This is a genomic window from Pseudoalteromonas sp. CR1, assembly GCF_019392235.1.
In the GTDB taxonomy this organism is placed as follows: Bacteria; Pseudomonadota; Gammaproteobacteria; order Enterobacterales; family Alteromonadaceae; genus Pseudoalteromonas.
In genome coordinates this window covers 131,034-145,318 of the sequence record NZ_JAHXRM010000001.1, presented here as the reverse complement: position 1 = coordinate 145,318, position 14,285 = coordinate 131,034, and the positions used below count along the sequence as shown (strand labels likewise).

12 protein-coding genes and 1 pseudogene are annotated in these 14,285 nt (G+C 38.2%); 6 read left to right on the top strand and 7 right to left on the bottom strand.

The window, feature by feature from the left end; translation table 11 throughout:
• The first annotated feature begins 180 nt into the window (after positions 1 to 180).
• A complete protein-coding gene (locus tag KZZ04_RS00710; protein ID WP_058403141.1) occupies positions 181 to 2,361 on the top strand; it encodes an ATP-binding protein in 2,181 nt (726 codons plus the stop codon).
• Between the two features lie 106 nt (positions 2,362 to 2,467).
• Here KZZ04_RS00710 and KZZ04_RS00705 read toward each other — a convergent pair whose 3' ends face one another.
• Positions 2,468 to 3,457, bottom strand: coding sequence for a zinc-dependent alcohol dehydrogenase family protein (locus tag KZZ04_RS00705; RefSeq protein ID WP_138527816.1), 990 nt, complete (start codon positions 3,455 to 3,457; stop codon positions 2,468 to 2,470).
• Between the two features lie 111 nt (positions 3,458 to 3,568).
• Between KZZ04_RS00705 and KZZ04_RS00700 the strand changes: the two genes are divergently transcribed.
• Positions 3,569 to 4,468: a LysR family transcriptional regulator gene (locus KZZ04_RS00700; RefSeq protein WP_058403143.1), complete on the top strand. Its 900-nt coding sequence runs from the start codon at positions 3,569 to 3,571 to the stop codon at positions 4,466 to 4,468.
• A 123-nt stretch (positions 4,469 to 4,591) separates the two neighbouring features.
• Here KZZ04_RS00700 and KZZ04_RS00695 read toward each other — a convergent pair whose 3' ends face one another.
• From KZZ04_RS00695 to KZZ04_RS00685, 3 genes and pseudogenes are all read right to left on the bottom strand, one after another.
• Positions 4,592 to 4,831: a YdcH family protein gene (locus tag KZZ04_RS00695; protein WP_058403144.1), complete on the bottom strand. Its 240-nt coding sequence runs from the start codon at positions 4,829 to 4,831 to the stop codon at positions 4,592 to 4,594.
• A 58-nt stretch (positions 4,832 to 4,889) separates the two neighbouring features.
• Positions 4,890 to 5,735 (bottom strand): annotated as a pseudogene (locus KZZ04_RS00690) (enoyl-CoA hydratase/isomerase family protein).
• Positions 5,736 to 6,039: 304 nt separating this feature from the next.
• Positions 6,040 to 7,350: a hypothetical protein gene (locus KZZ04_RS00685; RefSeq protein ID WP_219421399.1), complete on the bottom strand. Its 1,311-nt coding sequence runs from the start codon at positions 7,348 to 7,350 to the stop codon at positions 6,040 to 6,042.
• 282 nt (positions 7,351 to 7,632) lie between these two features.
• Here KZZ04_RS00685 and KZZ04_RS00680 point away from each other — a divergent pair, with 282 nt between their 5' ends.
• On the top strand, positions 7,633 to 9,621 hold the full coding sequence (locus KZZ04_RS00680; protein ID WP_138527820.1) for a methyl-accepting chemotaxis protein: 1,989 nt from the start codon (positions 7,633 to 7,635) through the stop codon (positions 9,619 to 9,621).
• A gap of 75 nt (positions 9,622 to 9,696) precedes the next feature.
• On the opposite strand, the gene kynU is transcribed toward KZZ04_RS00680, so the two are convergent.
• Both kynU and KZZ04_RS00670 read right to left on the bottom strand, forming a co-directional pair.
• Positions 9,697 to 10,932 (bottom strand): kynureninase, encoded by a 1,236-nt coding sequence (gene kynU, locus KZZ04_RS00675; RefSeq protein ID WP_138527822.1) that lies wholly within the window; start codon positions 10,930 to 10,932, stop codon positions 9,697 to 9,699.
• Entirely contained in the window at positions 10,929 to 11,771 is an 843-nt protein-coding gene (locus KZZ04_RS00670; RefSeq protein ID WP_138527824.1) for a S9 family peptidase, read from the bottom strand. Before KZZ04_RS00670 ends, kynU begins: the two co-directional genes overlap by 4 nt.
• Positions 11,772 to 12,137: 366 nt before the next feature.
• Here KZZ04_RS00670 and KZZ04_RS00665 point away from each other — a divergent pair, with 366 nt between their 5' ends.
• Positions 12,138 to 12,446 carry a hypothetical protein gene (locus KZZ04_RS00665; RefSeq protein ID WP_138527826.1) on the top strand — a complete coding sequence of 103 codons (309 nt, stop codon included), beginning with the start codon at positions 12,138 to 12,140 and terminating at the stop codon, positions 12,444 to 12,446.
• Positions 12,447 to 12,488: 42 nt separating this feature from the next.
• On the opposite strand, the gene KZZ04_RS00660 is transcribed toward KZZ04_RS00665, so the two are convergent.
• Positions 12,489 to 13,076, bottom strand: a complete 588-nt coding sequence (locus KZZ04_RS00660; RefSeq protein WP_058403150.1) for an ACP phosphodiesterase — start codon at positions 13,074 to 13,076, stop codon at positions 12,489 to 12,491.
• Positions 13,077 to 13,159: 83 nt separating this feature from the next.
• Here KZZ04_RS00660 and KZZ04_RS00655 point away from each other — a divergent pair, with 83 nt between their 5' ends.
• Both KZZ04_RS00655 and KZZ04_RS00650 read left to right on the top strand, forming a co-directional pair.
• A complete protein-coding gene (locus KZZ04_RS00655) occupies positions 13,160 to 13,651 on the top strand; it encodes a YqhA family protein (RefSeq protein ID WP_249310671.1) in 492 nt (163 codons plus the stop codon).
• Between the two features lie 200 nt (positions 13,652 to 13,851).
• The gene (locus KZZ04_RS00650; RefSeq protein ID WP_058403152.1) at positions 13,852 to 14,097 is read left to right on the top strand and encodes a DUF4235 domain-containing protein; all 246 of its coding nucleotides are present in this window, start codon (positions 13,852 to 13,854) and stop codon (positions 14,095 to 14,097) included.
• The last annotated feature ends 188 nt before the right edge of the window (positions 14,098 to 14,285 follow it).

The following is a 14,285-nucleotide window of genomic DNA, read 5'->3' as shown; positions in this document are numbered from 1 at the left end:
ATTTAATTATTTGGCTCTTTATTATTTAAACTATAAAAGTAACTCTACTTTATAACACTAAGTCACTAAGTCACTACAAACTAAAGAAACACCCCATTTTTTCCGTGAATTTGCAGCTAAAAGTTGCTATTACTACTAATTTACTTCTATAGTAACTCTATATAAACATTAGGTATTACTATGCAAAAAGCACGAATTCCTGAAGATGAGCAGTCTCGATTAAAAGCCTTATATGAGTATGAAATATTAGATACCGATGCAGAAAAAGTATTTGATGATTTAACTCAGCTAGCTTCAGATATATGTGATACACCAATATCACTTATAAGCCTTGTCGATCCGCAAAGACAGTGGTTTAAATCAAAGTACGGTATTGATGCCAGTGAAACAGAGCGTGATATAGCGTTTTGCTCTCATGCTATTTTGCAAGATCAAGTGTTTGAAATACAAAATGCATTACTTGATGAACGCTTTCACGACAACCCTTTAGTAACCAACGACCCCAACATTCGCTTTTATGCAGGCGCGCCCCTTATCACACCGCAAGGCAGTACAATTGGTACTTTATGTGTAATTAGTGATAAACCCAAAAAACTAACAAAAAAGCAAATAAGCGCATTAACTATTTTAGGTAAAGAGGTAATAGCCCAATTAGAGTTAAGGCTAAAAAATAGAGAGCTAAGTAAAGCATTAGAACAGCAAAAAGTTCATAATCAAGAGCTTGAAAAACTAAAAACTGAAGCAGATACATCTAATGATTTAAAAGGTAAATTTTTAGCTAATATGTCGCATGAGCTAAGAACCCCACTTCATGGTATTTTAAACTTAGCCGAATTTGGCTTATCTGATAGCAGTAATAATGAAAAAGATATTGCGCTAAAAAGCATTCTAAACTCAGCCAATATTTTATCCAATATAGTGAATGATATTTTAGACTTTTCAAAAATAGAAGCCGGAAAGTTAGACATTGAGCATATCGACTTCAACCTTAAAGACGTTGTTTATGGCGTAATTGAGCCACTAAAAAAACAAGCCTCTGATAAAGGTATAAAGTTTAATGTATCAATAGATAAAAAAGTGGCTAAAACATTAAAAGGTGACCCACTAAGAATATCGCAAATATTAAATAACCTATGCTCAAATGCAATTAAATTTACTCAAGCTGGACACGTTGATTTAATAATCAATCTAAAAGGTCATTCTTTAAATACACAGAACATAGTATTTGAAGTTATAGACACTGGTATAGGCATAAACAAAGCAGCACAAGCAAACTTATTTAAAGAATTTCATCAAGCTGACTCATCTACCTCTCGTAAATTTGGTGGTACAGGGTTAGGCCTTTCCATTTGTAATAGATTAAGTCATTTAATGAATGGCAAAATCAGTTTTACCAGTAAAGAAAACAAAGGCTCTACATTTATTTACCAACAAAGTTTTGAAGCATCGATATTAGACAGTTTATTAAAGAAAAACAAAGAAGTAACTAATTTACAAGGCTGTACTATTTTAGTGGCGGAAGATAATAAAATAAATCAAATCGTCGTCAGTAAAATGTTACAAGCACATAATGCAAAAGTGGTTTTTAGTGAAAACGGTAAAGAGTGCGTTGATTACTTTATTACCAACCACGTTGATTTAATTTTTATGGATATTCAGATGCCAGTAATGGATGGGGTTGAAGCAACTAAGGCCATAAGAACGCAAGACAAAGGCAAATCAATACCTATAATAGCCATGACTGCCAACACAATGAAACAAGATATTGAGCATTACCTAAATATTGGCATGGACGGTTATTTAACTAAGCCGTTTAATAAAGATAGCTTGAACAGCTTGCTTAATGTTTACAACCCAAACAATGAAAACCTAAAAGACTTAGCAATAAAAATTAGTGATCCGAGCATTAAAAGAGAACACAAACTCAAACAAACATGCAGTGAACTAAAAAGATTAATACCTGCGGCCAACAGAGTCAGCTTATGGTTGTTTAATGAAGAATACTCTGAGATAAATTGCTTAATGTGCCTTGATGAGAACGATGAAGTCATTCTTGACTCAGTATTAACAGCAAAAGACTACCCAGATTACTTTAACTACATACTAAGCCACCAAATACTTGATGCCCCCGATGCAAGAAATCACGAAGTTACAAAAGGCTTTACCAAAAGCTATTTTGAGCCATACAATATTTACTCACTACTTGACTACATTTATTTTAAAGATAATAAAGCACTAGGCGTGATTTGCTGCGAAAGTATTGGGTCGAAAATATCATGGACCCATGCAGATAAAGAAGCTCTGATAAAAATAACAGACTTAACTACATTATTTTTATCGAAACAAATAGATCTCAATTGAATTTACGGCTATTCAACCGTAAATCTTTATAGAGTGATTTTACCGATAAATAATCAAAAAAAACGAGCACATTTAATAAGTGCTCGGTTAAAATCAACACGACAATTTATAGTGAAATAACCACTTTTCCCATACCTTCACCACTCGCAAGGCGATCATGCGCTTTACCGGCATCCTCAAGGTTAAATTCAATATTATCTAACACAGGCATAAGGTGCCCTTCATCAATAATTGCTGCAAGCTTAGCTAATATTTCACCATGCTGCTGGCGTTTATGGTTGTGCAGCATAGGTATAAGCATAAATACAACATGTAACGACAGCCCTTTAAAATGAGCAGGAGTTAAATCTATTTCTGCCAACGATACCGTAGTAGCAACATGACCATTTAAGGCAGCAGCATCAAACGATTTTAGTAGGTTTGCACCACCAATTGAATCGTAAACAACATCAAAACCCGCGTCCTGAGTGTGTGCCTTAACATAATCGGCAACACTCTGCGTTTTATAATTAATGGCAGTGCCACCTAGTTTTTCGATTAGTGCTGATTGCTTATCGCCACCACCTGTCGCAAATACGTCAGCACCAAAATACTTAGCTAACTGCAAAGCAATATGCCCAACGCCACCAGATCCACCGTGCACTAACACTTTTTGACCGGGCTTTACTGAAGCGCGCATTAAGCCCTCATAAGCCGTAATACCTACTAAAGGAATAGCTGCCGCTTCGCGCATAGACAATGTTTTAGGTTTGTGTGCTATTAACTTAATATCGGCCAGCATATATTCTGCTAACGCGCCTTGTAACTCTGCCAACCCACCAGCGCAGCCGTATACCTCATCGCCTACAGCAAATCCGGTTACCCCATCGCCAACTTCATCAATAACACCGGCAAAATCCATACCTAATACACCCGGTAATGCTGGCGATAAGGGAGCTAATGCGTCACCCATTTGACGAATCATCATATCAACCGTGTTTACGCTCGTAGCCATTACTTTAACGACTACATGGCCTTCTTTTACAGCTGGTTTAACAATATCTGCAGCTTTAAATACATCACTTGCGCCAAACTCATTAATAATCATCGCTTTCATGGTAACCCTCTTATTTAGTTTGTGCATAGAGTATATTTACAAACCATATATATGATAATACACTGAAATGAATAATCAGTTTTAAAATTTCATTAATAATAGGCTTTAATAATGAACAATGAACACATCAAGTTATTCGTTCGTGTTGCCTCTACACACAATATTAGTTCAGCAGGCGCTGAACTAGGTCTGTCGCCGCCGGTCGCCAGCATGCATATTATTAAGCTTGAGGAATCGCTTGGTGTAAAACTTATTCATCGCACTACACGACGAGTATCATTAACAGAGGAAGGCCGTGAATTTTTACCTCACGCCGAAGAGATTTTAAATGCTATAAATAGTGCAAAAGCAGCTGTAGGCGCAGGCTCTTTTACCCCCCAAGGCACGATTCGTGTTGCAGCCCCTTCCTCATTTGGTCGTATGCATATAGTGCCCGCACTTAAAGCTTTTGTTGAGCAGCACCCTGAGCTTAAAGTGGATTTAAGACAAAGTGATAGTATTGTAGACATGGTAGAAGGTGGTTTTGATATCGCTATCAGAAATGCCGAGCTTAACGATTCAACCCTCGTAGCCAGGAAGTTAGCCCGCGACCATAGAATTATATGCGCCTCACCAGGCTACATAGCAGAACACGGAGAACCTAAAACACCACACGACCTTCTTAACCACAATTGTATTAACTTAATTGGTATCGATCATTGGAATTTTAAAACAGCAAACGGCATTGAAAAAATTAAAGTTAAAGGCAATATTCGTATTGATAATGGAGAGTCAATAAGAGATGCATGCATTGATGGAGCCGGCATTACCATCTCATCAATATGGTGTGTTCACCAAGCATTAGCACAAGGAACCCTAGTTCAAATATTAAAAGACTACCCCATGGATTCAAACCCTGCCATTTGGGCGGTATATCCAAGCTCTCGATTGCTTGCGCCAAAAGTGCGTGCGTTTATAGACTTTTTTATAAAGCATTATGGTGAAATCCCATATTGGGAAAACACACAGTAAACTAATACGTACTTTAATTATACCCAATACAAATAAGCAGCCATAAGGCTGCTTATTATACAGTTCCACACTCATTTAATACTCAGCTAAGGTATTAATAGTGTGTTTATTCATAACTCACTATTAAGCTTTCAACAATTGGCAATATAACGCATCTTTTAATATTGCACGCTCTTGCTTTAATTTATGTAAAGCCTCATCGCCAATGGGCGCGTTATCTAGCTCAAGTGTTCTAATTTCTTTATCAAGCTCATGATAGCGCTTTGCATCGTTTCCAAACTCCGCATTAGTCGAACTTAACGCGATAATTTTTTCTTTATATGATGGAAATTCATTAATAAGTGAATGATCTTCGCCTAACATACTAACTCCTATCTATTGTAATTAAGTATGACTTTAATCAATTTGACTGTATGAGTTATTACTTTATCTCCTGGACCTTCATCACTAACTCATTCCAGTTACGTTGGTTTTCAATGTCGTGCTCTAAGCCTTGTTCATCCGCGGCCGCAAAACGCTTAATTGCTGGTGTTTTGCTAGTTGCTTGATATAGCCAGTACGCCTCAGCCTTAAGTGCTTCATCAATTGGTTTATCTATTGATTCATAAACAGCTTGCTTACATGCGTTAATTGATTCTGCAGGAAATTGTGCAATTCGCTTTGCTAGGGTATCAACATAAGGGCCAATTTCATCTGGCTCTAGAGTTTTGTTAATTGTGCCATATGCTTGCGCTTCATCAGCATCAAAGTCACGTGCACTTAATATAATTTCAAGTGCTCTACCTAACCCTGCTTGGCGTGCCATACGTGATGCACCACCGCCACAAGGTAAAATCCCCATACCCACTTCCATTTGCATAAACTTAAATTTACCACGAGCTGCAAAACGCATATCCATAGCAAGTGCAAGTTCATGGCCGCCCCCGCGTGCAAACCCTTCTAGTTTTGCAATAGTTGCTTGAGGTACTTTACTAATGCGCTCACAAACAGATTGCAAGTCAAGTAACTTAACATCATCGCGTGACAACGCTTCTTGAGACATATCTTTAAGTAACTCAGTGTCATAGTGGCAAACCCAAATCTCTGGATTTGCAGATTGAAACACAACCACTTTTGTACTGCGGTCACGCTCCAATCTCATAGCTAAGCTGTTGAGCTCTGCAAGCATGGTGAACCCTTGCACATTTACTGTTCCATAATCGAATGTTACGGTGAGTACGCCCTCTTCTTGCGCTGTTGTGAACGTTTTATACCCTTAATACTTCATAATAAATTCCTCTAAAATTATCTGTTGTTATGTAAACTCAGTAACACCGCATATGCTTGCCAATTGAGTGATTTACAGTCTAGATTACTTTTAAATAATTTATTATTGCTAAATTTAAACAATCAGTTTACACATTTTATTAATAATAAGTTTAATTTAACTAAAGTAGGCGCTCTTTTATTGTTATTGATGCAGTAAAAAAGAGCAGGAAGAAGGAGGTATTGGTAGGTAAAATTTAGTGTGAGTAAATTTAAAAAGCAAAAGGCCACAAGTGTGGCCTTATAAAAGTAACTTAACGCAAAGCCTAATATATTTCAGCACTTACAAATGTATACACGTAGTTGCTAAACTCTGGCTTAGTTAAATGCCCACCTTCAGAAATCGTGTCTAAAAGTTTTGTATAACTGTTTGCATCGGTTGCATTTCCAGCATAACCATAAAGTAATACCGTTAACTCTTCTAAAATAACCTCGTCGGTAGGTTCAGGGAATACACTACCAAAAGATAGATCTGGAATTTGACCACTTATGCCCGCTTTTATTGTCCAATCAAATCGGCTTTCTGCTGCATCATCAACTAAAAAGCTGTAACCCCATATTGTGCGAGCAAATCGGTTGTCAACATTACCAAAGTCAAAGCTTGAATCACTGTTTTCAGTAAATTGAAGTAAACTAAACCCTAAATCATCAGTAACGCTCGGAAGCGTGGTCAGCTGATAACCACCATTACTGTCTATTGCGCTTCGGGCATAACTTTGAATCTCAACGTCAACACCATCTACATTCATAAGGTCTGACATAAAATCAAGCTGCACATAAAAATTATGCTCAGTCACTGTTGGGAATACAAAAAGCGTGCTTGATATATCAGAGCCACTATATTGAACAAACCTATACGTATTATCAGCTTCTATATAACCTCGAGTACTAGCATAATCAGCATCAACATCTAATTGAACTGGAACTTCAACACCGTCATGAATAAAGTCTTCATCCGTGAGAGTAATAACTGATGAGTTTACCGGTATATCAATAACGGCAGCTTTCGCATCAACTGAGTACCTAGAAAGCGCCGTTAAATAAAGCTTGTTATCATTCGGGCAAATATTTACAGACCCTGAAACTTCATTACCTTGTGATTGATATATTGTGTAATCAGACGCAATCGTACTTAGCGCTGTTGTATCAACATTATATTCAGTACATCCACAATCACCTGTGAAGTCATTAAAATAAAAGGTGCCTAAGTTAGTTCTATTTTCAATATCAAGCTCAGTGATAATTTGCTTATAACCGCCGTCTTCTTCATCAAACACATCACCTAGTACTGATACATGTTTGGTACCTGAGGGTAACTCACCTGAAAATTTACCTTCTGCATCGGTTTTAACAGAACCGATAGCATCACCATCATCACTATGAAAAACAACATCTGCTTGAAACGCTGAATCAGCCCCGCATTCGCGTGTTAATGTTTGTAAGGCAATAGTTTGAAGTTGAACTGTGCTGCCACCGCTTGACGAGCTGCCAGAGCTACTCTCTGATGAAGAGCCACCACATGCGCTAAGCGTTAAAGAAAGTGTAATAGCAAGCGGGGTAAGTATAAATTTATTCATTTTAATTAGTCCGTTAAATTGGTTCACCTATCATTATCTCAACTTAAGCAAAACAATAACAAGGTAACCACCACCAAAATGCTTACAAAATTGCAATAGTTAGTAAACAAAGCACTGTTAAATACCTCACAAACAACGTTGTTCATCAAATTAACTCGCTTGCTCAGGTGAATTTATTAAAAACTACACTACGCTTTATGTATTAAATAGCTAATAGCCGTTTACCAGCTCAACCATTGCTTAACCAAAATACTGAGATAAATACACTATAGGACTGACCTTATGAATCGCTTACTTGGGCGACTATCTATTATTCAACTCTCTTTGCTGACCTCAATAATATTAATGGTTTTTATTTTTATACTTTTAATACAAAATATCACAAATAAATGGCAAGAGTCGCAAACACTACAGCAAGATATAACGTTAATTAGCCTTCTCGATGCGCTTGAAAAAGTGGCACATAATCATGCTGTAGAGCGCGGTTTAACAGCAGGATTTTTAGGAGGTGGCTCAGACGCAGCAAAAAACAAAGTACTCGCGCAACGCCAAAAGGCAGATGCTTCAATACAGCATTTAAAGTCGGTAAGTGCTCAACTCACTAAAAATTCTACAAAGGTCTCTAAAAATTTAAGTATTCTTTTTGATCTCAATGCTGAAAAAGCGGCATTACGCACTCAAGTTGATAATAAAGCAGCCCCTGATGCATTCGCGTTTTACAGTAAACTAAACCAAATTTCACTTGATGTAGCGGCAAACCTGAGCAGCCAAATAAAGCACCCAGTGTTATCTAAAGATCTCAATATTGCTTTTTTACTTGCTCACTATAAAGAGCGCTTAGGTCAAAACCGAGGGAAAATAAACGGCACTCTAGCTAAAAAGCAATTAACGAGTGTTACGCAGCAAAATATTGCCCTATACAATTCAGAAATAGATTTGCTCAATCAATACTTAATAGCTAACTTACAAGGCCAACAATTGCAAAGCTTTAACAGTATTATACAAAGCGATGACTCACGTAAAATTAATGTAATAACAAATACATTACTCAACACAAACTCCCCAAATTTTACGACTTTGCCGGCAGCGTCGGAGTGGTTTCCTATGGCAACACAACAAATAACTCAAATTAAACAATTACTAGACACCCAATGGAATACGGTTGATAAAGATGGCCTTGAATTAAAAGAAGCAGCCGATACAACGCTTACACTCACTATTGCCTACTTTTTAGTTACATTAGCTATCATAGCGTACCTAAACTTTCATTTATTAAGTACCCTCAAAAAAGAGTTGAGCCAACTAACGTCACTATTACTTAAAGCCGAAAAAGGCGACCTAACAATAGACATAAGGCTTAAAAGTAAAGATGAACTCGGCGAAATATCAAATGCCATTCACAATACTATTTTCGCTTTTAAAGACCTGTTATTGGGGCTCGACCATTCAATCAATTCAGGCTCCAAACTCAGCGATGATATGAGCACTGCAACCAAAACAGTACTTGATGATTCAAACAAAACATTGGCCATGGCGAGTAATATAGCCACCGCAATAGAAGAAATGGCTGCAACAAGCCGCGAAATAGCAGGCTCAGCCTCTGAAACACTCAGCTCGAGTGACGAATTAAACAAACAAGCAACCCTATTAATTGAAGATAACAAACTGAGCCAAAGCTCTATTAGTGAGCTTGCTACAGGCATGTCTAATGTAGAGGAAGTAGTGAGTAAAATGGATCAGCAAGTAGCCAGCATATCGTCCATTTTAGACTCAATCAGTAACATAGCTGAACAAACCAATTTACTTGCACTAAACGCCGCAATTGAAGCAGCTAGAGCCGGAGAGCACGGCCGAGGGTTTGCCGTTGTTGCCGACGAAGTGAGAAGCCTTGCAGGAAACAGTAAAGAATCATCAGAAAAAATTTCGTCTTTGCTCGGCGAGTTACAGTCTATCAGCGACCAAGTAGTTAGCTCAATTGTAGCAAGTTCTAAATTATCAAAAGCCACTTTAGAGCGATTTGATCAAGCAAGGACAGTGTCTGAGCAAGTACATGCACAAAGTAAAGTACTCGAAAACTTAGCCATGAACGTATCATCAGCCGCAGAACAACAGTCGGCAGTTGCGTCGAATATAGCAGTGGATGCTGCAAGCGTATTTGAATACGCAAATCACGAAGTTGAAGCCGCACGTAAGCAAGAAGTAATTTTTAATGAAATGCAACTTAATACTGCAACCCTACAACATACAATGAAAAACTTTAAGTTTCAGTAGTTAATAACAAGCTTGTAAGTACAGCTAAAGGCCAATTGCTTAAGCAAAATAAACCAAAGCAATTGGCCAACTTTATCAAGTTACTTTGCCCGGTAAGTTAAACCTTGGCTCGGCGTATAGCTTTGTTGTTACTACATCAACTAAAATATTCACTGCGTTCCATACATCTTCAAACGAGGTATACAAAGGCGTAAAACCAAACCGTAAAATATTAGGCGCTCTAAAGTCAGCTATAACGCCTTTTTCTATTAATGCTTGGCAAATAGCGAATGCCTGGTTATGCGAAAAAGCCAATTGGCTTCCACGTTGGTTTGAATCCTCAGTAGAGCATAAACGCAAATCAACCAAGCTAGCATGCGACTGCACAAGGGTAATAAACATATCGGCTAAAGCAATCGACTTAGCCCTCACATCACCTATTTTAACGTTTTCCCATACATCAAGCGCGGCATCTAACGCACTCATAGCAATAACACTTGGCGTACCACATAAATACTGATTAATATTTTCTGGCCGCTCGTAATGGGCATTAAATGCAAATGGTTTCGCATGCCCCATCCAACCGCTTAATGGCTGTTTAACTGTACTTTGGTGGCGCTTAGCAACATATAAAAAGGCGGGTGACCCTGGGCCACCATTTAAATATTTGTAGCCACAGCCGACTGCAAAATCAACGTTGCATTTATCCAACTCAACCGGCAATGCACCTGCACTGTGCGCTAAATCCCATATCACTAAAATACCTTTTTGCTGGGCGAGCTTTGTTAGCCTTTGCATATTTAAAAGCTTACCGCTTCTAAAGTTAACTTGGGTAAGTAACAATACAGCGATGTCGTCAGTTAAGTTTTGCTCAATACATTGCTCTTCAACTAGTTTTAATTGACATAAATCAGTGCCTAATAAGTCGCTTAAGCCTTGCACCATGTATAAATCGGTCGGAAAATTATCTTGCGTTGATAACACTTTACTACGACCCGTGTTTAACATAAGCGCGCTGCTTAAAAGCTTAAATAAGTTTATTGAAATCGAATCACAACAAATTACCTGGCCTTTTTCGGCCCCAACTATGGGCGCTATTTTTTCGCCAACCTGCGTAGGTAAATCAATCCATTGGTGATCGTTCCAGCTTCTAATTAAATGACTCCCCCACTGATCGCTCACTACTGCCGCAACTCTGGTTTTAACCGCTTTGGGTAAAGCTCCTAGCGAATTACCGTCTAAATAAATAGTATTTTCGGGTAAATCAAATTCATCACGCTTGCTTGCAAGTACATCGGCTTTATCAAGCGCTACAATATCATCAAAATTCATTTATCTATTCCGTTTAAATGTTCAACTAACGTGCTAAAAGCAGCAGAACCTGGGTGTATCCAATCAAAATGCCCCACCCCTTTGAGTAAATCTACCGGCCGATTAAGTTGCTCTAACTTATACGCCGGGACAATGCTGTCATTCGCACCTTGTAAAATTATGCTTTGCGCATGCAAGGGTTGCTCGCTTGGGTTGGCCTGAGTGTATTGTTCGGGCTTATCGTTTGGCATACCTTGCATAAAATCTTTAGTTACTTTTTGACAACTATTAGTACCTGCCGCGTAGGCTTTAATATCGGTAATGGGAGCAAGGCCAATTACGCCTTTTAATTCACTTATTTCTCCACCCGCAAGTAACGCTAAATGCCCACCAGCCGAGTGCCCCACAACAACAGCATTATTAAGTTTAAACTCACCACTATTGTAAGTACTTGATGCTAAAATACCGGCTTTTATATCGTTAAATGTAACTGGCCAACCGCCACCGCTTTCGCCGCTTCGGCGATATTCCACCGACCATACATTAAACCCTGCCTGTGCCAAGCCCGTGCTTAACGCATAAGTATGTTTTATGTCGTATGCACTTAACCAACAACCACCATGCAGTAATACCACCAACGGCTTTGATTTAGTTTGTTCAGCATGCGTGGCTCGCCAAAGTAATGCAAATTGTGATTCGCCACTGCCATAGTGTATTTTTTCGTTAGCATTTACAAAACCGAGCGACGCCACTTTAGAATACGCAACATTCTTTTCAACAACAGGAAACTCAATGTTGTTGGTAGTCGTACACCCACTTAAAATCCACATACCTAAAAGTAAAACAACCGTATTTTTCACAACACAACTTCCTTTTTAAATCTTAAAAATAGCATCTTGCGCCTATTAAACTGCAAGCCTACTTGTACGTATCACTTGCATCATCACGTCACTTAGTTATTAATTAATAACACTTTAGTAACTGCAATTATTATTGTTATACACAAACTGGGCGTAATAAATTGACTCCTATGCTTACGTATTTAACCAAACGCTATAAAACCCTCGCCAAGTTAACCATGCTAAAAGCGACGAGTAAAGTTACTGCGTTTAAGCTTATGTTTATTAGAAAATAACTATTAACTTAGCTTTAAGGTGTTGGGCACTAAAAGCTGATGTATAATGACCCACTCTGGCTATTATTATGCCCTCAAGTGGAACACTAGAATGAAAAAACTATCTAAAGTACAAGAAAAACAACAAGCGCTTGTGCTTAACGTTGCCGATAAAATAGAAGAGCAAGGCCGCGCTGAACTACCCGGTATGCTGCAATGTTGGTTTGACGTGGAGTATCACTTATTTCCGGGCTCGTTACTTATGTGCTTTCAGTTTGAAAACCAACAAGCCCTTGATACCGCAGAGCCCGACATATTAAAATGGCAAAAACGATTAAGCGGCGCCATGCTTAAAAAAGGCGTTATTTTAAAAGACATGCGCAAACACCTAAAATTCACATTAAATGGCCCAGAAGACTAAACGCGTTAGCAAAAAAATCGCCTAATATTTACTAACAAAGATTTAAATCTCCTCTGCATTAAACTCTGTTACATGCGTTATTAATTGTGGAAAAAACGCTAAAAAAGCCTCATCCAACTGGTAGTAATGGCGTTTTATATCTTGGGCAGCGCCAGCAAATTGGTTGGCAAAGCGAATACGATTAGCAATGTTGTCTAGCGCAGTCCCCACACCATTAATAGTTTCGTAATCTTTAAACCAATCGTTTTTAGTCATGCTAGTAACTACGCGCTGCATACGCGGTGGCATGTGCGCCAACCGCTGATTTAAAAGCCCAAAACTGTTACGTTTAAAATCACTCAAAGGTTGCTCGCTAAACTGCTGCCAATGCGTAATTAAAAAGTGATCAAACACCACATCTATTGCCACGCCTGCAAAGCGCCTTCGCGCTGGCGAAAAATACTGTTTAGCCTCTTTAACAACGGGGTGTGCATCTGTGAACTTATCAACTAGATAGTGATTATTTAACGCATTTTTTACAGGCTCTGACAGCTGTGCCACATGCCTATGGCCGCCAAAATCGCCTAGTAAATTTCCAAAGTGGGAGTCAGCCGTTGGCTTTGCAAAATAAAGGTGAGCTAAATAATTCAATGTGTTCTCAAGTTTATTACTCTGTTTAAATAGTAACTTAGGGATCTAACATATACTATGCTTCGTATAGATTTAGTCTAATTATGAAGTTGAGCAACATTGAAAATATATTTCAAACTAGCCGTTTTTTAGTTGTCATTGCGGTTATCACCGCAGCAGTATCATCGCTCCTTGTTTATGTTTCATGCGTTAATATTGTTTTTAATATAGTGGTTTCAACCATTCTCGACCTGCCCGACTCAGCCAAAGCAGGTAAAGCCCTCATAGTTGAACTACTTAAAATACTCGATTTACTATTAATAGGCATTACCTTGCAAGTTATAGCCATTAGCTTATACCGCTTGTTTATATCGCCTGCTAAATCAAAAGAAAGTAAATTTTTAGCCGCTTTTAATATCAAGGACTTTCATGATTTAAAAATAACTCTCGTACAAGTCACCTCTGTTGTACTCGTTATATTATTTTTAGAACATGCAGTGGAATTTGGCGGCACAATAGAAACCCTGTACCTAGGAATAGCCATTGCCATTGTTATAGCCGCATCAACATTTGCATGGCGCTCAATGAAAGATTAACCAAAAAAGTGTTAAAAACGCCTCGTTGTTAGTCAAATTAAAAATGAATACAAAGCTCAGCCTCATGGTTTTATATTTAAAATAGCGGCTTAATTAGGGCTTTGTTACCTTTCGGTATGTAACTTGCTGTTACTCATATTCTTACTTTAAAAATTAAACATAAATAACCCCCTATTGATATGTATTAAAAGGAGAACATTATGAGTAATAAACAACTAATTACGACGATAGGTATAGGCTTGGCTGCAGCTTCTGCTGGTATGTTAACAAGGAAAACTTTACAAAAATCGTGGGAAAAGGTTACCAACGAACCAGCCCCAAAAGACAAGCCAAGTGAAAATACAGAGATCAAAGAAGCCGTAACATGGGCAGTCGTCTCAGGTATTGGAGCGGGCGTTGCAAGAATGGCCGTACGTTACTTACTCGACAAGCGCCAATCTAAGTAGGCTAATAATAAAGCCTCTTGTCATTTGTTACAGGAGGTTTAACCTACCTATCATTTACCCAGCCAATAATTCCCCAAAACAATACCGTTATGAATATGTAAGCGTATTCCTGCAATAGACCATGTACGATTCCCCATCTAACTATTAAAACCAGAGCAAAAGGCAATACATTTTTAAGCACTGCTCAA